Source organism: Agrococcus citreus (assembly GCF_039527715.1).
Taxonomy (GTDB): Bacteria; Actinomycetota; Actinomycetes; order Actinomycetales; family Microbacteriaceae; genus Agrococcus; species Agrococcus citreus.
In genome coordinates, this window is the sequence record NZ_BAAAKK010000005.1 from 287,850 (window position 1) to 305,211 (window position 17,362).

21 protein-coding genes are annotated in these 17,362 nt (G+C 72.5%); 12 read left to right on the forward strand and 9 right to left on the reverse strand.

Going from position 1 to position 17,362, the window contains the following annotated elements:
* Positions 1–104: 104 nt before the first annotated feature.
* Positions 105–1,043: a DUF72 domain-containing protein gene (locus tag ABD106_RS10180; protein WP_343919995.1), complete on the forward strand. Its 939-nt coding sequence runs from the start codon at positions 105–107 to the stop codon at positions 1,041–1,043.
* Positions 1,021–1,686 carry a hypothetical protein gene (locus ABD106_RS10185; protein ID WP_343919997.1) on the forward strand — a complete coding sequence of 222 codons (666 nt, stop codon included), beginning with the start codon at positions 1,021–1,023 and terminating at the stop codon, positions 1,684–1,686. The genes ABD106_RS10180 and ABD106_RS10185 overlap by 23 nt, the downstream gene beginning before the upstream one ends.
* Before the next feature lie 10 nt (positions 1,687–1,696).
* Here the strand turns inward: ABD106_RS10185 and ABD106_RS10190 are convergent, their stop codons facing one another.
* From ABD106_RS10190 to ABD106_RS10220, 7 genes are all read right to left on the reverse strand, one after another.
* Positions 1,697–2,671: a ribokinase gene (locus ABD106_RS10190; protein WP_343919999.1), complete on the reverse strand. Its 975-nt coding sequence runs from the start codon at positions 2,669–2,671 to the stop codon at positions 1,697–1,699.
* On the reverse strand, positions 2,668–3,285 hold the full coding sequence (locus tag ABD106_RS10195; protein ID WP_343920001.1) for a dihydrofolate reductase family protein: 618 nt from the start codon (positions 3,283–3,285) through the stop codon (positions 2,668–2,670). Before ABD106_RS10195 ends, ABD106_RS10190 begins: the two co-directional genes overlap by 4 nt.
* The gene (locus tag ABD106_RS10200) at positions 3,282–3,860 is read right to left on the reverse strand and encodes a dihydrofolate reductase family protein (RefSeq protein WP_343920003.1); all 579 of its coding nucleotides are present in this window, start codon (positions 3,858–3,860) and stop codon (positions 3,282–3,284) included. The genes ABD106_RS10195 and ABD106_RS10200 overlap by 4 nt, the downstream gene beginning before the upstream one ends.
* Positions 3,857–4,309: an SRPBCC family protein gene (locus ABD106_RS10205; RefSeq protein WP_343920005.1), complete on the reverse strand. Its 453-nt coding sequence runs from the start codon at positions 4,307–4,309 to the stop codon at positions 3,857–3,859. Before ABD106_RS10205 ends, ABD106_RS10200 begins: the two co-directional genes overlap by 4 nt.
* Positions 4,309–4,740, reverse strand: coding sequence for an ArsR/SmtB family transcription factor (locus ABD106_RS10210; RefSeq protein ID WP_343920007.1), 432 nt, complete (start codon positions 4,738–4,740; stop codon positions 4,309–4,311). The genes ABD106_RS10205 and ABD106_RS10210 overlap by 1 nt, the downstream gene beginning before the upstream one ends.
* Positions 4,741–4,830: 90 nt before the next feature.
* Entirely contained in the window at positions 4,831–5,211 is a 381-nt protein-coding gene (locus ABD106_RS10215; RefSeq protein WP_343920010.1) for a DUF2834 domain-containing protein, read from the reverse strand.
* Complete coding sequence (locus ABD106_RS10220) at positions 5,204–5,896, reverse strand: response regulator (RefSeq protein WP_343920012.1); 693 nt, start codon at positions 5,894–5,896, stop codon at positions 5,204–5,206. The genes ABD106_RS10215 and ABD106_RS10220 overlap by 8 nt, the downstream gene beginning before the upstream one ends.
* Positions 5,897–6,039: 143 nt before the next feature.
* Between ABD106_RS10220 and ABD106_RS10225 the strand changes: the two genes are divergently transcribed.
* Positions 6,040–7,761, forward strand: coding sequence for a cell wall-binding repeat-containing protein (locus ABD106_RS10225; protein WP_343920014.1), 1,722 nt, complete (start codon positions 6,040–6,042; stop codon positions 7,759–7,761).
* A gap of 18 nt (positions 7,762–7,779) precedes the next feature.
* Here the strand turns inward: ABD106_RS10225 and ABD106_RS10230 are convergent, their stop codons facing one another.
* Positions 7,780–9,081 (reverse strand): sensor histidine kinase, encoded by a 1,302-nt coding sequence (locus tag ABD106_RS10230; RefSeq protein WP_343920016.1) that lies wholly within the window; start codon positions 9,079–9,081, stop codon positions 7,780–7,782.
* 161 nt (positions 9,082–9,242) lie between these two features.
* On the opposite strand from ABD106_RS10230, the gene ABD106_RS10235 reads away from it, so the two are divergent.
* The 9 genes from ABD106_RS10235 to ABD106_RS10275 all read left to right on the forward strand — a co-directional run bounded on the left by ABD106_RS10235 (position 9,243) and on the right by ABD106_RS10275 (position 16,353).
* On the forward strand, positions 9,243–10,025 hold the full coding sequence (locus ABD106_RS10235; RefSeq protein ID WP_343920018.1) for a hypothetical protein: 783 nt from the start codon (positions 9,243–9,245) through the stop codon (positions 10,023–10,025).
* Between the two features lie 60 nt (positions 10,026–10,085).
* Positions 10,086–10,670: an RNA polymerase sigma factor gene (locus ABD106_RS10240; protein ID WP_343920020.1), complete on the forward strand. Its 585-nt coding sequence runs from the start codon at positions 10,086–10,088 to the stop codon at positions 10,668–10,670.
* Positions 10,667–11,503: a hypothetical protein gene (locus ABD106_RS10245; protein ID WP_343920022.1), complete on the forward strand. Its 837-nt coding sequence runs from the start codon at positions 10,667–10,669 to the stop codon at positions 11,501–11,503. Before ABD106_RS10240 ends, ABD106_RS10245 begins: the two co-directional genes overlap by 4 nt.
* A complete protein-coding gene (locus ABD106_RS10250) occupies positions 11,500–12,279 on the forward strand; it encodes a hypothetical protein (RefSeq protein WP_343920024.1) in 780 nt (259 codons plus the stop codon). The genes ABD106_RS10245 and ABD106_RS10250 overlap by 4 nt, the downstream gene beginning before the upstream one ends.
* Positions 12,280–12,413: 134 nt before the next feature.
* Positions 12,414–12,758, forward strand: a complete 345-nt coding sequence (locus tag ABD106_RS10255; RefSeq protein WP_343920026.1) for a hypothetical protein — start codon at positions 12,414–12,416, stop codon at positions 12,756–12,758.
* A 78-nt stretch (positions 12,759–12,836) separates the two neighbouring features.
* Positions 12,837–14,105, forward strand: a complete 1,269-nt coding sequence (locus tag ABD106_RS10260) for a hypothetical protein (RefSeq protein ID WP_343920028.1) — start codon at positions 12,837–12,839, stop codon at positions 14,103–14,105.
* A gap of 116 nt (positions 14,106–14,221) precedes the next feature.
* A complete protein-coding gene (locus tag ABD106_RS10265; RefSeq protein WP_343920030.1) occupies positions 14,222–14,740 on the forward strand; it encodes a hypothetical protein in 519 nt (172 codons plus the stop codon).
* A 94-nt stretch (positions 14,741–14,834) separates the two neighbouring features.
* Positions 14,835–15,425 (forward strand): DUF305 domain-containing protein, encoded by a 591-nt coding sequence (locus ABD106_RS10270; RefSeq protein WP_343920032.1) that lies wholly within the window; start codon positions 14,835–14,837, stop codon positions 15,423–15,425.
* Between the two features lie 94 nt (positions 15,426–15,519).
* Entirely contained in the window at positions 15,520–16,353 is an 834-nt protein-coding gene (locus ABD106_RS10275; RefSeq protein WP_343920034.1) for a F510_1955 family glycosylhydrolase, read from the forward strand.
* 97 nt (positions 16,354–16,450) lie between these two features.
* Here ABD106_RS10275 and ABD106_RS10280 read toward each other — a convergent pair.
* On the reverse strand, positions 16,451–17,362 hold a 912-nt coding region (locus ABD106_RS10280; protein ID WP_343920036.1), incomplete at its 5' end, for an MFS transporter.

Below are 17,362 nucleotides of genomic sequence, written 5' to 3' on the forward strand. Positions count from 1 at the left end.
CCTGGTGGCTGGACTTCGTCCTCCGCCGTGCGGGGGAGCGGGCGCGCTACCCACCTGAACGGCGGATGGGTGCGGGCGGCCGGGTGCGATGCGAAGGTTGCCGCATGGAGGCCCCCGACGAGCGCCCGCGCGGGCGCGCCCGCGTCGGCATCTCGGGCTGGCGCTACAAGGACTGGCGCGGCGACTTCTACCCGAAGGGCCTCGTGCAGCGGCGCGAGCTCGAGTTCGTCGGCGAGCGCATGTCGACGGTCGAGCTCAACGGCTCCTTCTACTCGCTGCAGCGGCCGGGCAGTTACGAGCGCTGGCGCGACGCGGTGCCCGACGACTTCGTGTTCGCGGTGAAGGGGTCCCGCTACATCACGCACATGCTGCGGCTGCAGGGCGTCGAGGTCGCGATGGCGAACTTCCTCGCCTCGGGCGTGCTCGCGCTCGGGCCGAAGCTCGGGCCCTTCCTGTGGCAGCTGCCCGAGCGGCAGGAGTTCGAGCCCGACGTGCTCGATCGCTTCCTCTCCGCGCTGCCGCGCTCGACCGGAGAGGCGCTCGCGCTCGCGCGCGGGCACGACGAGCGGATGGCGGGACGCACGTGGCTCGAGGACGTCCCGGATGCGCCGCTGCGCCATGCGCTCGAGCCGCGCGCCGAGAGCTTCGACGATCCCGCAGCCGCCGAGCTCCTGCGGCAGCACGGCGTCGCGCTCACGGTCGCCGACACCGCCGGCCGCTGGCCCGCGTTCGGTCAGGTGACCGCCGCCTTCGTCTACGTCCGGCTGCACGGCTCGCGCGAGCTCTACGCGAGCGGCTACACGCCCGACGAGCTCGACGCGTGGGCCGACCGCATCCGCGGCTGGACGAGCGGCGCATCCGCACCCGACGGCGTCCCGCGCGACGTCTACGCCTACTTCGACAACGACATCAACGGCCATGCCCCGCACGACGCGCTCGCCCTCGCCGCCCGCCTGGAGATCTCGACGTCGCCTGTGGTCGCACAGGCCGCGACCACAGGCGCCGTTGAGAGGATGAGGCATGGAGTTCGCCGAGCACGATGACCGGGAGTTCGAGCCGCCCACGCTCGACTCCGTCGGCGCGGACTTCCCGGTGCTGCTCGCGACGCTCGTGGCGCAGCCGAGCATCCGCGAGATCGGTGTCAACACGATTTCCTCTGGTGATCGGCTGGAGTCCGCGGCGATCATCTACGCGATCTTCTGGAATCCCGACGACCTCGACGATCCCGTGAACCACGTCGAGCTGCCGCCGGATGTCGAGGCGGCGATCGCGAACCCGTCACCGCTGCTGCCGCCCAGCCTCGCCGACTGGCTGCCGTGGATGCGGTTCCCGACCGCGTACGAGGCGGTGCAGACGGTCGTGCTGCGCGACGGGCAGTCGATCGCCGATGCGCTCGCGCTCCATATGCGCAACGTGATCGGCAACACCTTCCGGGAGCAGCGGTACCCGACGATGCAGGACCCCGACAGCTTCGTCGACCCGCCCGCTGCCGGCGATGCGGTGGAGGCAACCGTCATGGTCGACGGCGCGGTGGTCGGATGCGTCGAGATCCCCGACGAGCACGTGCTCGGCCTCGGTGTGGGGCTGGGTGACGCGACGGCGATCGTCGTCTGGCCGAAGCACCTGCTGCCGCTGCTGCGGCTCGAGCTCGTGCGGCGGCCTCGACCCGGTGCGGTGGCGGCGTAGCGCTACCGCGTCAGGCGGTCGGCGCTCCGCCGCGCTCGCGCAGGAACGCCTCGAGCTCGTCGGCGAACGGGTAGGAGGACTGCGCACCGACCGCGGTCGCGGCGATCGCGCCGACGGCGCACGCCGTGCGGGTGCTCGCGAGCAGGTCGTCGCCCGCCGACAGGCCGAGCAGCAGCGCGCCCGTGAACGCATCCCCGCAACCGGTCGTATCGACGGCCTCGACGCGCGGTGCATCGACGAGCGTCACGGCGGCTGCGTCTGCCGTCGTCTCGGCGACCAGCAGCGCCGCGCCGTTCGCGCCGAGCGTGACGACCGCGCGCCCGACGCCGAGCGCGGCGAGCGCCGGCGCGTGCGCCTCGAGCGGCGCATCGGGGTCGAGGCCCGACAGCTGCCCGAGCTCGTGCTCGTTGAGCACGAGGATGTCGACGTTCGCGAGCAGCTCGACGGGCGGGAGCGCGAACGGCGACGGGTTGAGCACGACGGTCGTGCCGTTCGCCCGTGCGATCTCGCTCGCCCGGATGATCGCGCCCATCGGGATCTCGAACGAGAGACCGAGCACGTCGGCATCGGCGATCGCGTCGGCTCGCGCGTCGACCGCTGCCTCGTCGACGAGCCCGTTCGCGGCGCTCGAGACGATGATGAAGTTCTCGCCGCGCTCGTCGACGGCGATCATCGCGGTGCCGGTCGTGGCGTCGTCGCGGACCGCGAGGCCCGCGACGTCGACACCGCTCGCCTCGAGGCTGTCGATCAGCATCCGCCCGTAGGCGTCGTCGCCGACCGCGCCGACGAGCGTCACGCGCCCGCCGAGGCGGCCGGCCGCCGCCGCCTGGTTGGCCGACTTGCCGCCGGGCAGCAGCTGCAGCTCGCCGCCCGCGACGGTCTCGCCCGGCTTCGGCAGCACGCGCGTGCGCACCACCAGGTCGGCGTTGGCAGAGCCCACGACGCAGATGCGTCCGCTCCGGGGACTGTCGTCTTCGGCGCTCACGCCTCCATCATGCCCTGCGAGATCGACCCGGTGACCGGATGCGCCGCGACCGGTCGGTAGCGCAGGTTCACCTCGACGAACGGCTCGTCGCCGTTCTGCAGCGCGAGCGGGATGCGAGGGCCGCCGGGGTGGTCGTAGAGGCGGATGCCGTCGCCCAGCAGCACCGGCGCGATGTGCAGGTCGATCTCGTCGATGAGCCCGAGCTCGAGCAGCTGGCGGCCGATCGAGGGGGAGAGCACCTCGACGTTCTTGCCGGCCGCAGCCTCGAGCGCGATGCGCACGGCCTCGGCGACGTCGCAGCTGAGGAACGTCACGCCCTCGGCCGGCGCCGCGTCGTCGGGGTGATGGGTCAGCACGAAGATCGGGCCCTGCCACGCGCCGCCGTAGGTCGCCGTTGGGTCGGGATAGAGGTCCCATCCGGTGCGCCCGCCGAGCACTGCGCCCGTCGTGGACGTGTACTCGTCGATGATCCCCTCGCGCCCGGTGAAGCCGGTCATCCAGTCCATCGCGTGCCCGGGCCCCGCGACGAAGCCGTCGAGCGACATCGAGAAGTGCCAGAGCACCTTGCCTGCCGCGACCTGCGGCTCGGTGTCGGGCAGGGCGGCCGCGCTCATCGCCGGCTCCCTTCCAGCGCGTACTCGGTCACCACGTGCCCGCTCGGCATCGCCGTCGACGACTCGAGCCGCAGCATCCGCAGGCCGAGCGAGGGCGGCGTGAACCGCAGCCCGTCGCCGATGAGCGCCGGTGTCGTCCGCAGCCGCAGCCGGTCGACGAGGCCCGCTCCGAGCAGCGCGTTGGCGAGCGACAGCGACCCCCACACGATCATCGACGGGAACCGGTCGCGCAGCGCGCGCACCGCATCCGTCGCCGTCGGCTCGGGGCGCACGACCTCGATCTCGCCGTCGCCCCACGGCGCGCGCTCGAGCGTGGAGGAGACGACGAGCTTCGGCAGCCGCGCGATGGGCTCGGCGACGGCCTCGACGGCGGGGTCGGCGGTCGGCCAGTAGCCGGCGAACATCTCGTAGGTGCGGCGCCCGAGCAGGATCGCGTCGACCGACTCGAGCATCGCGAGCTGACGGGCGTCGTCGACGACGCGATCGGGCATCGTCGCCTCCATGAAGCGCATGCCGCCGTCGGGCTCGGCGGCGAAGCCGTCGGCCGAGACGATCTGCTCGACGATGACGCTCATCGCCGCGCCGCCTCGAGCGCGTCGTCGAGCTCCTCGAAGGCCTCGGTCCAGCCCTGGTGGATGCCGTCGTGCGTGGCGCGGTCATCGTCGATGCCGGCGATGTGGAACGTCATCTCGCACCGCGCGTCCGGCGCCTCGCGCAGATCGATGGTGATGAGCATCGCGTCGTCGACCGAGTCGCCCGGATCGGCCCACGAGAACCGCAGCCGCTCGGGCTCGCGCACCTCGAGGTACTCGCCGCCGGTCGGGTACTCGCTGCCGTCCGGCGCGATCATCAGGTACTCGTAGCGCCCGCCGACCCGCGGGTCGATGCGCACCGACTCGGGCGGCGTGACCACGTCGTGCGGGTGCAACCACTGCGCGGCGAGCGCCGGGTCGGTCCACGCCCGCCACACCGCCTCGCGGGGCGCGTCGAACGTGCGCGTGATCGTGAACTCCTTCGTCGTCATCACTGCTCCTTCGGTTCGCCGACGTCTCTGTCGGCCTGATCGTTCGTGTCGCCGACGGATGCGCCGGCTCGGCGGCGGTGTGCGGCTCTCGCGCCGCTCTGATCGCCCACGAGCGCCGCGAGGGTCTCGTCGAGCCGGTCGAAGCGCGACTGCCACGCGGCGCGGTGCTGCTGGACCCATGCCTCCGCGTCGTCGAGCCCCTCGGGTCGCAGTGCGCAGCTGCGCCACTGCCCCTGCCGCGTGCGCTCGATGAGGCCGGCCTGCTCGAGCACGCCGAGGTGCTGCGAGACGGCGGGCCGGCTCATCGCGAACGGCTCGGCCAGTTCGCCGACCGTCGCGGGGCCGCTCGCGAGCCGCTCGAGCATCGCGCGGCGGGTCGGGTCGGCGAGCGCGAAGAAGATGCGGCTGAGCGGGTCGGTCGCGATCGGCACGTCGGCACTTCCTTATGTAAGCAACTGCCTACATGTTGCGCCTGTCAGCGCGGAGTGTCAAGGCCTTCGACGGGTTGCCTCCGGGGCGCGCTACTCGACCGTCTTCTGGCCCGCCCGCCGCCGCAGCGCCACCTCGCGCATCCCCAGGAAGAGCGGGAACGTGCACGCGATCGCGGTCACCGCGCTGAGCGCCACGAGCACCCACACCCACTTCGCCCAGCCGAGCCGCGTGCCCTCGACGATCATGAAGATCGCCGCCGCGACCGCCACCACGAGCAGGTCGATCGACGCCGATGCGGTCGCGGCGTTCGCGAACCACGCCCCGAAGTAGTTCGCGCCGCCCGAGTCGAGCACGAACGCGACGTTGAACCACCACGTGCCCACGAGCCCGACGCCCGCGAGCACGAACCAGACGATCGCGAGCGCCAGGCTGCGCGGCGCAGCCTCGCCCTGCTCGCGAACCTCAGCCACGCGGCGCGACCACGCCGTGCTCGTACGCCCAGATGACGGCATGGATGCGGTCGCGGATCCCGAGCTTCAGCAGCACGTTGGACACGTGCGTCTTCACGGTCGCCTCGCCGACGAACAGCTCCTTCGCGATCTCGGCGTTCGACCGCCCGCGGGCGAGCAGCAGCAGCGTCTCGCGCTCGCGGTCGGTGAGCCCCCCGAGCGCGGGATTCGTCGGTGCGGCCGCGAGCAGCTCGCCCGTGGTGACGGCCGCATCCGCCGATCCAGGCGTCGCCGCGAACCGCTCGATCACGCGGCGCGTCACCTCGGGCGAGAGCAGCGCGTCGCCGCGGGCGAGCGCGTGCACGGCGTCGATGAGCTGCTCGGGCTCCGCGGTCTTCAGCAGGAACCCCGACGCGCCCGCCGAGAGCGCCTCGAAGAGGAAGTCGTCGCGGTCGAAGGTCGTGAGCATCAGCACGGATGCGTGCGATGCGCTGCCGCAGATCGCGCGCGTCGCCTCGAGCCCGTCCATGACGGGCATCTGCACGTCCATGCAGATGACGTCGGGCCGCAGCTCCTCGGCGAGGCGCACGCCCTCGGCGCCGTCCCGTGCCTGGCCGACGACCTCGAAGCCGGGCTCGCTCGAGAGGATCGTCTCGAAGCCGGCGCGCACGAGCGCCTGGTCGTCCACCAGCAGGATGCGCGTCACGGCATCAACGGTAGCGGCGCGGTCGGCGCTGGCGACGTCGGCGACAGGAGCCGTCTTGAGCGTTGAAGAAGTTTTCCTGTCGCGCAACGCTCTACCGCGCTTATCCTGATCGCGATGCCCGTCCCCGCCGAATGGTCGATCCGATGCGCTTGCGCCCCCGCCTCATCGTCACCGTGGTGCTGGCCGCGCTCCTCGGCTCCGTGCTCTCCGTCACCCCGCCCGCGGGTATGGCCGGCCAGGCGTCCGCTGCCGTCGCGGCCGACTTCGACGCCGGTTACCTCGTCTCGGACGAGCAGTTCTACGACGGCGGCGCGATGACCGCCGCGCAAGTGCAGGCGTTCATCGATGCCAAGCACCCCGGCTGCAACGCGGGGTACACGTGCCTCGACACGTACAGCCAGAGCACGGTGGCGATCCCGGGTGACGCGTACTGCAGCGCGTTGTCGGCGACGACTCGCGAGTCGGCGGCGAGCATCATCGCGCGCGTCGGCGCCGCCTGCGACATCTCGCAGCGCTTCCTGCTCGTGCTGCTCGAGAAGGAGCAGTCCCTCGTGACCCACCGGGCCCCCAACGCGACGCGCTACGCGAAGGCGACCGGTTTCGGGTGCCCTGACACCTCGCCGTGCAACTCCGAGTTCGGCGGCTTCTACTACCAGGTGTACTTCGCTGCCAGGCAGTTCAACCGCTACGCCGCGCTGCCGCAGAACTACCGCCACCAGGTCGGCCGGGTGAACCAGGTGCTCTACTACCCCGAGAATCTGAAGCCGGAATGCGGCTCGGGCCCTGTGCTCATCCGCAACCTCGCGACCGCGGGTCTCTACAACTACACGCCGTACCAGCCGAACGCCGCGGCGCTCGCGAACCTCTACGGCACAGGCGATGACTGCTCCAGCTACGGCAACCGCAACACGTGGCGCGTCTGGACCGACTGGTTCGGCGACCCGACCGAGCCGCTGCCGAGCGCCGAGCGCATCGCGGGCGCCGACCGCTACGAGACGGCCATCGCGGTGTCGCAGCGCTCGTTCCCGATCGGTGCGCCGGTCGTCTATCTCGCGAGCGGCGAGAACTTCCCCGACGGGCTCGCCGCCGGACCGGCCGCGGCCCACGAGGGCGGGCCGGTGCTGCTGACGCCGCGCGGCACCCCGTCGCAGGCAGTGCTCGACGAGATCAGGCGGTTGGCTCCCGGTGAGGTCGTGATCGTCGGCGGCGAGCCGTCGGTGTCGGCCGAGGTCGAGGCCGCGGTGCGTGCGCTGAGCGCCACGCGCACCGTCGTGCGGCTCGGTGGCAGCGACCGCTTCGAGACCAGCCGGCTCATCGCCGAGCACGCCTTCCGTGAGACGGGCGCGGGCTCCGCATTCATCGCGACCGGGCTCAAGTTCCCCGACGCCTTGGCCGCCGGGCCGGCCGCCGCGCTCCGCGACGGACCGGTGCTGCTCGTCGACGGCGGCGCGGCCGCGCCCGACGCGGCGACGCTCACGACCATGCAGGGGCTCGGGGTCGGATGGGCCGGGGTCGTCGGCGACGCCAGCTCGGTCTCCACGGGCGTCCATAGCGGTCTCGCCGCAGCCATCCCCACCGTGCAGCGCTTCTCCGGCGCCGACCGCTTCGCCACCGCGGCGCAGCTCGCGGCCGCCTTCGGCACGGTCGGCTCCGTCCACATCGCGAGCGGCACCGACTTCCCCGACGCGCTCGCCGGAGCGGCCGCCGCGGGCGCCGAGCGCGCGCCGCTGCTGCTCGCTCGCCGCGAGTGCCTGCCGACCGTGTCGCGCAGCGCGCTGCTCGCGTCGGGTGCCGATGAGATCGTCCTCATCGGCGGCCTTCCCACCCTCAGCGAGGCGACGGCCGCCTACACGCGCTGCCGCTGACCGGTCGAACGCAGACCCTCAACTCGCGGCGGCGGGCGACGCGTCGGCGGATGCGGGAGCCGGTTCGGCGGATGCGGGCGCCGCGTCGGGCGCACGCGTGCCGGCGGGCCCCGGGCTCGGGATGCGTGCACGCACGAGCCACCCGCCGCGCGACCGCGGACCCACCTCGAGCGAACCGCCCAGCGCAGCCACGCGCTCGCGCATGCCCATGAGCCCAGCGCCCGCGCCGTGCGTGCCCGAGCCGCCGCCGCGACCGTCGTCGGTGACCTCCACCTCGACCTCGTCGGCGAGGTAGCGCACGCGCACGTCGACCTTCGCGACGGGCCCCGCGTGCTTGCGCGAGTTCGTGAGCGCCTCCTGCACGATCCGGAAGGCGGTGAGGCCCACCATCGGCGACACGGCTCGCGGCTCGGCGATCGTCTGCAGCTCCACGCGCTGACCGCTCTCCTGCGCAGCCTCGACGAGGTCGGGCAGGGCGCCGATGTCGGGAGCGGCGGATGCGCCGTCGTCCTCCGAGCGGAGCGTCACGACGAGCGAGCGCAGCTCGCCGATCGCGTCGCGCGCCGATTGCTCGACGTGCCGGAGCGCATCCGACGCCTTCACCGGGTCGCGGTCGAGCACGCGTCGCGCGGCGCCCGCCTGCACACCCATCGCCGACACGTGGTGCGCGACGACGTCGTGCAGCTCGCGCGCGATGCGCAGCCGCTCGAGCGAGACCGCCTGGTCGGCGAGCTGCACCTGCTGCGCCTGGATCTCGGCGTGGGCGGCGGCGAGCTCCTCCTGCTCGATCGCGCTGCGCCACGCGCGGTTGCCGAACACCCAGGCGCCGCCGAAGTACGCAGCATTGACGACGATCTGGATGAGCAGGAACGCGAAGAAGGCCGAGACGCCGCGCTCGCCCGTCTCCGGATCGAGGAAGCCCCGGATCGCCGAGGTCGCGAGCCACACGGCCATCGCGATGACGATGATGAGCCGGGTCCAATGCGCTCGGCGGCGGTCGGCATCCCAGGCGCCGATCGAGTAGAAGGCCATGAAGAGGTTGACCTGCGAGACGTACAGCTCGATCGCGCCGAGCTCGCCGGCCACGATGTAGACGATCGTCTGCACGATCGCGACCGGGACGGGGTGCACGCGGCGCAGCACGAGCGGCGCGGCGAGGAGCACGGCGAAGAGCATCGGCTGCCAGATCGGCATGTCGGTGAACTGCATGCCCGTCAGCGCGCTGAGCGCCACCATCACGCAGCCGAAGAGCGCCAGCAGCGCCGCGGTGAGCGTGTCGGTGCGCAGCGAGCGCGCGTCGGGCGCCTGTCTGACGGACATGCGCTCCAGCGTAGGCGGGCCCGCGCGTCGGCCGCCTCCGCCGATCGGCGGAGCAGACGTCGCCCGTGACCGAACCGTGATGCGCGCCCGCTCGCGATCAGGAGGATGCTGATCGCGTCTGGACCGACGGGGGAGTCGCTCGAGACCGAAGGAGCAAGGCCATGCACACCAGCTCACGACCGGCCGCTCGAACCGCGGCCCTGACCGCGCTGCTCGCAGCAGCAGCCATCCTCGTCGCATGCGGCCCGCAGGCGCCGCCCGCACCGAGCGAGTCGCAGGCATCGCCAACGCCCAGCGCGACGTCCGAGGAGCCCACGCCCACGCCCACATCGACGGCGTCCGCCACGCCCACGTCAGCGCCCACCGCCACTCCCGCGCCGACCGCGAGCCCGACCCAGCCCACCGGCCAGGTCTTCGAGACGCAGAACGGCACGATGCGCATCCCCGTGCCCGAGGGCTGGACGGTGCACGACGGGAGCCGCCTCAGCACCGACCTCGGCGGCCGGCCGTCCTGGGAGAACGCGATCGACTTCACCTCGCCGAGCGGCACGTCGGTGGGCTACTACGACGGCTTCGGCGCGCGCGAGGGCTTCATCCAGACCGACTTCGGCGTCGTCGAGCAGCGCGCGGCACAGACCGGCCACGGCATCGTCGCGATGTCGTGGTGGGTGCACGCCTCGGGGCAGTACTTCGTGGCAGCGGGGCTGACGCAGCCGTCGAGCATCGGCGCCGAGCCGGTCACCGAGCTCACGGTGCCGGGCTCGGAGCGCAACCACCGGTTCCTCGTACTGCTGCTCGATGACGATCAGCCCGTCGTCGCCAGCCAGGCCGAGGCGGAGCAGCTGCTCGGCAGCCCCGAGGTGGTCGAGGCGCTCGAGATGATGGCGCAGATCGAGATCATCCCGCGCGAGGCCTCGGCCATGCCGCCCGGCGTGGAGCCATAGCCCACGCATCCGATGAGCGCCCGCATGTAACCATCCGCCCCGTGCCGGACAATCCTGGTTGTGGACCTCGCGCAGACGGACGAGCAGCTCTGGCGTGCCGTCGTGCGCGGGGACGGCGTCGCCTTCGCCGCGATCTTCGATCGCCACGGGGACCGCGTGTGGCGACACGCATGGAGGCTGATGCAGCACCGCCAGGACACCGAGGACGTCACGGCCGCCGTGTTCGCGGAGGCGTGGCGCAAGCGCTCGCGCGTGCGCATCGTCGATGACTCGGTGCTGCCGTGGCTGCTCGCCACGACGACCAACTGCGCGCGCAACGCTCGCCGCAGCATCCGCCGCAACGAGCGGCTCATCGCGCACATCCCGCTCGGCCCCGACGCGCCCGACGCGGCCGACGTCGCCGGCGAGCGCTTCGAGCGGCTCGATGCGGGCAGCGCGGTCGCCGCGGCGCTGCGCGAGCTGTCGGAGACGGATGCGCGGCTCGTCTCGCTCGTGCTGCTCGAGGAGATCCCGCTCGCGGATGCCGCCCGCGCGATCGGCGTCAGCTACGGAGCGGCGAAGACCCGCATCCACCGCGCGAAGCAGCGGCTGCGTGGGCACCTCGAGGCAGCGGGCGTCTCCGACCTCGAGGAGGTGTCGGCATGAGCGACCAGCAGCCTCGCATGAGCGACGACTTCAAGGCGCGGATGCGTCAGGGGCTGTCGTCAATGGCGGTGCGGGAGCGGGTGCGCGAGCGCCGTCGCAACCGGGCGATCGCCGCCGGCGCGGTCGCGGCGGTCACCGCCGTGGTGCTCGGCGTGGGCGCGTGGCAGGTCGTGGGCGCGATCGATCCGCGCGTGGACCAGGCGGCGACGCCACCGACCACGACGGTCGAGCCGAGCGCGACGCCGACGCCGACGCCGACCCTCGCGCCCGCCGCGACCGAGACCGCCGAGCCCGAGCCGACCCCGCCGCCCGGTTTCGAGGGCGTCGCGGCCGGCGTGCCGATCATCACCGACTTCATCGACTGCTCGGCGGGATGCGGCGACTCCGGTGCGGCTGGCGGCCCCATGATCGAGCGCGTCTTCGACGTGTACGTGCTGTGCGAGGGCACGGGCTCGGTGCTCTACGGCGGCGCCGAGTGGATCGACTGCGCCGATCATGAGCCGGGCTCGGGGTGGGCCCTGCTCGACGCGAGCGACGTGGTGGGCGACGGCGACCCGCGGTACACGACCTCACCGGACTTCGACGGCCAGCTGCAGGTCGTCGACGCGGGTGCGGCGCCCTCAGGTGATGCGACGGGGAGCACGGCCACCGTCTACTACGACTGCGGGGCGTCGGTCACGATCGGCGGCGTGCTGTTCGACTGCAGCGACCCGGGGATCATCCCCGATCTCGCGGCGTGGGGCATCCCGATCGCGCCCGGCTCGTTCGCGCCGCGGATCGAGTTCGCGCCCGGTGACGCGAAGGGGCCGGTCCGATGGGTGATGGAGCGATGATCCGTCGACGGTCGCGGGCGGCTGCCGTGCTCGTGCTCGCCGCCGTCGTGCTGGGCGCGACGGCGTGCGGTCCTGCGGGCGAGCTGGCGCCGACGCCTCCGCCGTCGGCGGCGCCGACGCCTACGGCGACCGAGCCGACGACGCCGTCGCCGACACCGACGCCCACCTCGACCCCGACGGTGGAGCCGACGCCGACACCCGCAGACCCCGTCTCGCCTCCGGCCGCGCCGCGCACGCCGCCCGGCGTGCCGCCCCTGCCCGAGCCCTCGATCGAGGCGACCGAGGTGCCGGCAGCGGGACCGGAGCCCGTCCTCGGCGCGCGCTACGACTACCTCATCCCGTGCGATCCGCGCATCCCGATGTGGTTCGACGACGGCGACGGGCGGCGCTCGTGGCAGTCGAACGACCGCGGGATCGAGTGCGAGGAGGGGCAGGTCGCCGTCATCGCGATGAGCGTGCGGTTCGAGGAGGCGCGGCTGCTCACCCTCTACGAGGACGACATCGGCATGCCGAGCGTTTTCCGCGCGCCCACGCTCACGGGCTTCGGCGCCGACGCGATCGCAGCAGTGGCCGAGCAGAGCGGGCTGCAGGAGGTCGACATCGAGATCTGGTGCCAGACCGAGTTCGTCGGCTATGTCAACGTCGGCGGACGATACGCGTACTGCCCCGACACCTACGGCAGCGTGCGGCTGACCGACGTGCCGCTCGCCGATGCGCTCGCGAGCGTCGGCATCGGGTCGCCGGACGAGCGTCAGATGGCGCTCTACGCGTCATGACCGAGCGGCCCGCTTGTGGCGTCCCCCAAAAAAGTTGAGCGCATGTCAGCGCTGACCTCTACAGTGGGACGAATTGCGATCAACTTGCCTGAACGGCAACTGTTCCGCCACTGCTTCGAGGAAGAGCTTGCACGATGACCACGATCGACGCCCCGACCACGGTGCCCGACTCGAGCGTCTGGGCCGGCTGGGAGCGCCAGCGGGCCGCAGCCTGGGCCGACGTGCTGCTCGCGTACGAGCGGCACCGCTTCACGAGCGCCGCCCAGCACATGCTGCTCCACGCGCTCTGGCATGACTGGCACGAGCGGGGTTCGCTGCCCGAGCTGCGCCGTTGGGAGCAGCAGGCGCGTCGACTGGAGGGCGAGGGCGTGACAGCGGATGCGTTCGAGCGCCACCATGCCGAGTCCGGCGTGCAGCGATGGTCGCCAGCCGTCGAGCGGGACTGCGCCGAGCAGCACGCGAACGTGACCGAATCGTGACCTCGCGCCTGTGACCCCCGGCTGACACCGGACATGTCAGTGCGTGCGGGGAGGGGCCTCGCAGGGAAGGGACCCGCCATGCGCACGTCTCCGAGCCGCATGCTGGCAGCCAGCGCGATCGTCGCCCTCGCCGTGATGCTCGGCGCGTGCGCGCAGCCCGAGCCGGAGGCGACGGCAGTGCCGGACCGGCCGCAGTCGACGCCCTCCGCGAGCGCCACGCCCACGCCCAGCGCGACCGCCGCTGCGACCGGCGCTCCCGGCTCCGCCACCCCGCCCGAGGCTGCGGTCGAGCTCGTCGACCTCGAGACGCGGAACGGCTCGATGCGCATGCGCATCCCCGCCGACTGGTCGGTCGACGACGCGAGCCACGTCGCGACGTTCGCCGAAGGCCAGGGCTGGGCCAACGAGCTCTCCATCGCCGTGCCGGATGGCGGCGTGCTCTTCTACACCGACGGGCTGTGGGGCGACGCCGGCGTCGCCGGGGTCGAGGTCGAGATCGTCGAGCAGATCCCGGTCGGGCACGGGCTCGCCGCGACGGCGTGGTGGGAGGGCTATGAGGACGGCAACTACGGCGTCGGTGTGGGCATCGTCGAGACCGGGGGCGAACCGTTCCATGTCTTCCGTCTCGACGACCACAAGCGCGTGTACTCGCTGAGCTACTACGACGACGCCGTCTCCGGCACCTTCGACTCGTCGGCCGCGGCGGAGGACTACCTCGCGAGTGACACGATCGGGCTCGTGCTCGACGTGCTCGCGACGGTCGAGTTCAGCGACGAGCAGGATGCGCTGCCTGAGGGCGTCGGTGTCGAGCACGAGGGCACGACCTACCTGCCGTACACGACCCGCAACGGCAGCGCGACGTTCCTCGTGCCGCAGGACTGGGACATCCGCGACGACAGCAGCGCGAGCACCAACATGGCCGGCCAGCAGGTCTGGAACAACGCCGTCACCGTCGCGGATCCCGACGGCGGCGCGATGCTGGGCTACTTCGACATGGAGTTCACGAACTGGATCGAGGAGCTCGACTGGACCCTCGGCGAGGTGCGCCCCACGACCGAGAACCCGCAGTGGCAAGCGGTCTCCTGGGCGTTCGGCGACTCCGTGCCGCACCAGGGCGGCTACGTCAGTGTCGACCTCACCGACCGTGGCGGCACCGAGCGGCCGGCCGACCGGGTCTGCACGGAGCGCATGTGCCGCGACTTCGGCAGCCTGCCGCTGAGCCCGAGCTGGTTCGGTGGGGAGCTCTCGAGCACCGACGACTTCTTCGGCAGCGCGTCGGAGGAGCAGATGCTCACGGTCGTCGCCTCGCTCCAGACGCACCACGACGACCCGACGCGGATGCCCTGACCGTCACCCGAACTGCGGGGGCCGGGCGGAACACCGCCTGGCCCCCGCGCTGATGGGGGATCCGCCAGCCATCCATTGACTGGCTCGGTATCCTGTGCGGCAAGGAGGGGCAGCGGATGCGATGGCGGGTGCTGGATGCGCCGGGGCGACCCGGGCTGCACCCCGTGCGCGCGCTCGTCCTCATCGGCGCGATCGTCACGCTGCTGATCGTCGGCCTGCTCGGCATGCACGCGATGGGCGGCGCGAGCACCAGCCACGGTGCGAGCGGCGGCAGCCACACCGGCATCGCGATCCCCGCGTCCGCCGCCCACGCGTCGCCCGACGGCGTCGAGATCCACGAGCATCCGGCGGCCTCCGCCGCTGACGCGCATGGCGCGCCTGCTGCTGCGATGGCCGCTTCGAGCGCCGCGCACTGCGCGGACTGCCAGGGCACGGCTCCGCTCGCCCCGGGACACACGGAGCTGATGGCGTGCGTGCTCGCGCTGCTGGTCGGCATGCTCGTGCTGATGCCGCCGAGTCGCGTAGGCCTCGCACGGCTGCCGAGCCTCGTGATGCCTACGTCGGAACGTGCCTCCGCCGTGCGGCTCGGGGCGCCGCGACCATCCCTCAACCTGCTCTCGATCAGTCGGACGTGATCGGTCTGCCTGGCCATCGGCCAGGCCGGCGGTGTCGCACCCCGCGACGCCGCTAGACCACCACCACTTCGAAGCCCAGAACAGGATCACGACCATGACCACGAAGCAGTTCCATCGCGCGCTGGCAGCCGGCGCGCTCACCCTCACTCTCGCGCTCGCCGGTTGCGGCGTGAGCAGTACGACGGCCGGCGGCATGCCGGGCATGCCCGGCGCCTCCTCCGCATCGTCGGAGGCCAACGCCGCCGACCAGATGTTCTTGATGATGATGATCCCGCACCACGAGCAGGCGATCGAGATGTCCGATGTGGTGCTCGCCAAGGGCGACATCGACCCGCGCGTGCTCGATCTCGCGCAGCGCATCAAGGACGCCCAGGGTCCCGAGATCGAGCAGATGGAGGCGTGGCTCGATGACTGGGGGATGGGTCACGGCGGCATGGGGGGCATGGAGCACGGCGACGGCATGATGTCGGAGGACGACATGCGGGCCCTCGAGGATGCGAGCGGCGCCGACGCGAGCCGACTCTACCTCCAGCAGATGATCGAGCACCACGAGGGCGCCGTCGAGATGGCGGAGGATGCGGTCGAGGACGGCCAGCACCCCGACGTGATCGCGCTGGCGCAGCAGATGGCCGACGCCCAGACGGCCGAGATCGCCGAGATGGAGCAGCTCCTCACCGAGCTGTAGCGGGCGCCCGTTCGTCGGGCAGTCGCCCGCGCGTGACTGCTCGACGACCGGCCGCACCGTCCACCGCACAGCCCTCGTCGAACCAGGTGCCAACATGAGACATCCCATCCCCGCCGCGCTCGCGATTGTCGCCGTCACCATGTCGACTGCCGCCTGCGCGTCGCCCGCCCAGCCCCAGCCCTCCCATCCGGCGATCGAGCACGTCCACGGCATCGAGAGCAGCCCCAGCGGCGACGACATCCTGGTGGCGACCCACCGCGGTCTGTACCGCCTCGCCGACGGCAGGCTCGACGGCCCGATCGGCGGTCACGACTTCGACGCGATGGGCTTCACCGTCGCGGACGGGACGATGTTCGCCTCTGGACACCCCGGGCCCAGCACCCCGCCCGAGCTCGGCGCTCCCGACCTCGGCATCATCCGCAGCGACGACGGCGGCGGCTCCTGGGCGCCGGTGTCGCTCTCGGGCGAGGCGGACTTCCACGTGCTCACCGCAGGCCCCGACGGCGCACTGGTCGGCATCGCCACGCGCGCGCCCGAGCTGCTCACGAGCCGCGACGCCGGACTCAGCTGGGCCTCCACGGAGGCGCCGCCCGCCGTGGACCTGGTCGCGACCGAGCAGCGCCTCTTCGCGGCCACCGAGCAGGGCCTGCAGTCGAGTGCGGACGGCGGCCAGACGTTCACGCTGCTCGACGGAGTCCCCTTGCTCTACAGCATCGATGCGCTCAGCTCTGGCGCGCTCGTCGGCGTCGACACGGACGGCGAGGTGCGCCAGGAGACGGCGGGAGACGGCTGGAAGCGGGTCGGCTCGGTGGTCGGCGTCGCCTCGGCGTTCAGCGTCGTCGCGGGTGACCGCCTGCTGCTGGCGGACGATCGCGGCATCGTCGAGCTGACGGAGGACGGCGCGGTGGTGCTGGCGCCCGCGGGCTGAGCGCCCACGGTGCCGCGGACGGGGTCGGCTTCGGCGTCAGGCGACCGGGCGGCGCATCCGCCACCGCAGTGCTGAGCAGGCGCGGGAGCAGGAGCCGTCAGCGTGCGCGCGGGAACGCGAGCATCGTGAGCGCTCCCACGACCCACACCGCCCCCGAGGCGGCGAGCAGCAGGAGCGGGTCGAGCCCTGCGAGCAGTCCCGCGACGGCCGTGCCGCCCGCGCTTGCGGTCGTGCGCAGCGCGGAGCCGACGGTGAACACCTGCGCGACCACGTCGTCGGGGCTCTCTGTGCGTCGGAGCGTGAGCATCGCCGCCGTCGGTGCTGCGCTGAACACGCCCGAGAGGCCGACGAGCACGATCGTCCACCAGAACCCGAGGTCGAGCGCGGCGGCGAGCGTCGCGAGCCCCGTCAGTCCGAAGCCGACGAGCATCGTCGCCTGCGGCGACAGCTTCGTGCGGCGGATGGGCTCGGCGATGGCGCCGACGAGCGCGCCGATCGCGAAGGCGGTGACGATGAAGGCGCTCGCGGCCGCGTCGCCCGTCGCGAGCAGCGCGATGCCGATGGCTGCGATCGGCATGATGCCGCGGCCGAACTCGACGAGCGTGCCCGAGACGGTGATCGTCGCGAGCGGCCGGTGCGTCGAGAGCGCGACGAGCCCCGCGCCGATCGAGCGCCACAGCCCCTTGCGCTCGGCCTCGCGCCGCTCGATGCGCAGCAGCGGGTATGCCGCGAGCGACACGAGCGCGATCGCCGCCATCGCGGCGAGCGCCCACCGCGGCCCGAGCGTCGGCGCGAGCAGCGCGACGAGCGCGGGGCCCGCGACGCCGGAGAGGTTGTAGCTGAGCGCGTCGAGCGCGTACGCGCGGCGCGCATCCGTGCCGGCAGGCGCGACGAAGCTCGAGAGGCCCCCGAAGCCGAAGGGGTTGAGGAGCCCGCTGAGCACGAGCGCGATCGCGACGAGCCATACGGGGAGCGGATCGATCGCCGCAGCGAGAGCGTAGGCGACCGC

What these genes read in the sequence shown, in the direction of transcription:
- ABD106_RS10180 (WP_343919995.1), top strand. Translation starts at nt 105, where the DNA reads ATGGAGGCCCCCGACGAGCGCCCGCGCGGGCGCGCCCGCGTCGGCATC.
- ABD106_RS10185 (WP_343919997.1), top strand. Translation starts at nt 1,021, where the DNA reads ATGGAGTTCGCCGAGCACGATGACCGGGAGTTCGAGCCGCCCACGCTC.
- ABD106_RS10195 (WP_343920001.1), bottom strand. Translation starts at nt 3,285, where the DNA reads ATGAGCGCGGCCGCCCTGCCCGACACCGAGCCGCAGGTCGCGGCAGGC.
- ABD106_RS10200 (WP_343920003.1), bottom strand. Translation starts at nt 3,860, where the DNA reads ATGAGCGTCATCGTCGAGCAGATCGTCTCGGCCGACGGCTTCGCCGCC.
- ABD106_RS10205 (WP_343920005.1), bottom strand. Translation starts at nt 4,309, where the DNA reads ATGACGACGAAGGAGTTCACGATCACGCGCACGTTCGACGCGCCCCGC.
- ABD106_RS10225 (WP_343920014.1), top strand. Translation starts at nt 6,040, where the DNA reads ATGCGCTTGCGCCCCCGCCTCATCGTCACCGTGGTGCTGGCCGCGCTC.
- ABD106_RS10230 (WP_343920016.1), bottom strand. Translation starts at nt 9,081, where the DNA reads ATGTCCGTCAGACAGGCGCCCGACGCGCGCTCGCTGCGCACCGACACG.
- ABD106_RS10235 (WP_343920018.1), top strand. Translation starts at nt 9,243, where the DNA reads ATGCACACCAGCTCACGACCGGCCGCTCGAACCGCGGCCCTGACCGCG.
- ABD106_RS10245 (WP_343920022.1), top strand. Translation starts at nt 10,667, where the DNA reads ATGAGCGACCAGCAGCCTCGCATGAGCGACGACTTCAAGGCGCGGATG.
- ABD106_RS10250 (WP_343920024.1), top strand. Translation starts at nt 11,500, where the DNA reads ATGATCCGTCGACGGTCGCGGGCGGCTGCCGTGCTCGTGCTCGCCGCC.
- ABD106_RS10255 (WP_343920026.1), top strand. Translation starts at nt 12,414, where the DNA reads ATGACCACGATCGACGCCCCGACCACGGTGCCCGACTCGAGCGTCTGG.
- ABD106_RS10260 (WP_343920028.1), top strand. Translation starts at nt 12,837, where the DNA reads ATGCGCACGTCTCCGAGCCGCATGCTGGCAGCCAGCGCGATCGTCGCC.
- ABD106_RS10265 (WP_343920030.1), top strand. Translation starts at nt 14,222, where the DNA reads ATGCGATGGCGGGTGCTGGATGCGCCGGGGCGACCCGGGCTGCACCCC.
- ABD106_RS10270 (WP_343920032.1), top strand. Translation starts at nt 14,835, where the DNA reads ATGACCACGAAGCAGTTCCATCGCGCGCTGGCAGCCGGCGCGCTCACC.
- ABD106_RS10275 (WP_343920034.1), top strand. Translation starts at nt 15,520, where the DNA reads ATGAGACATCCCATCCCCGCCGCGCTCGCGATTGTCGCCGTCACCATG.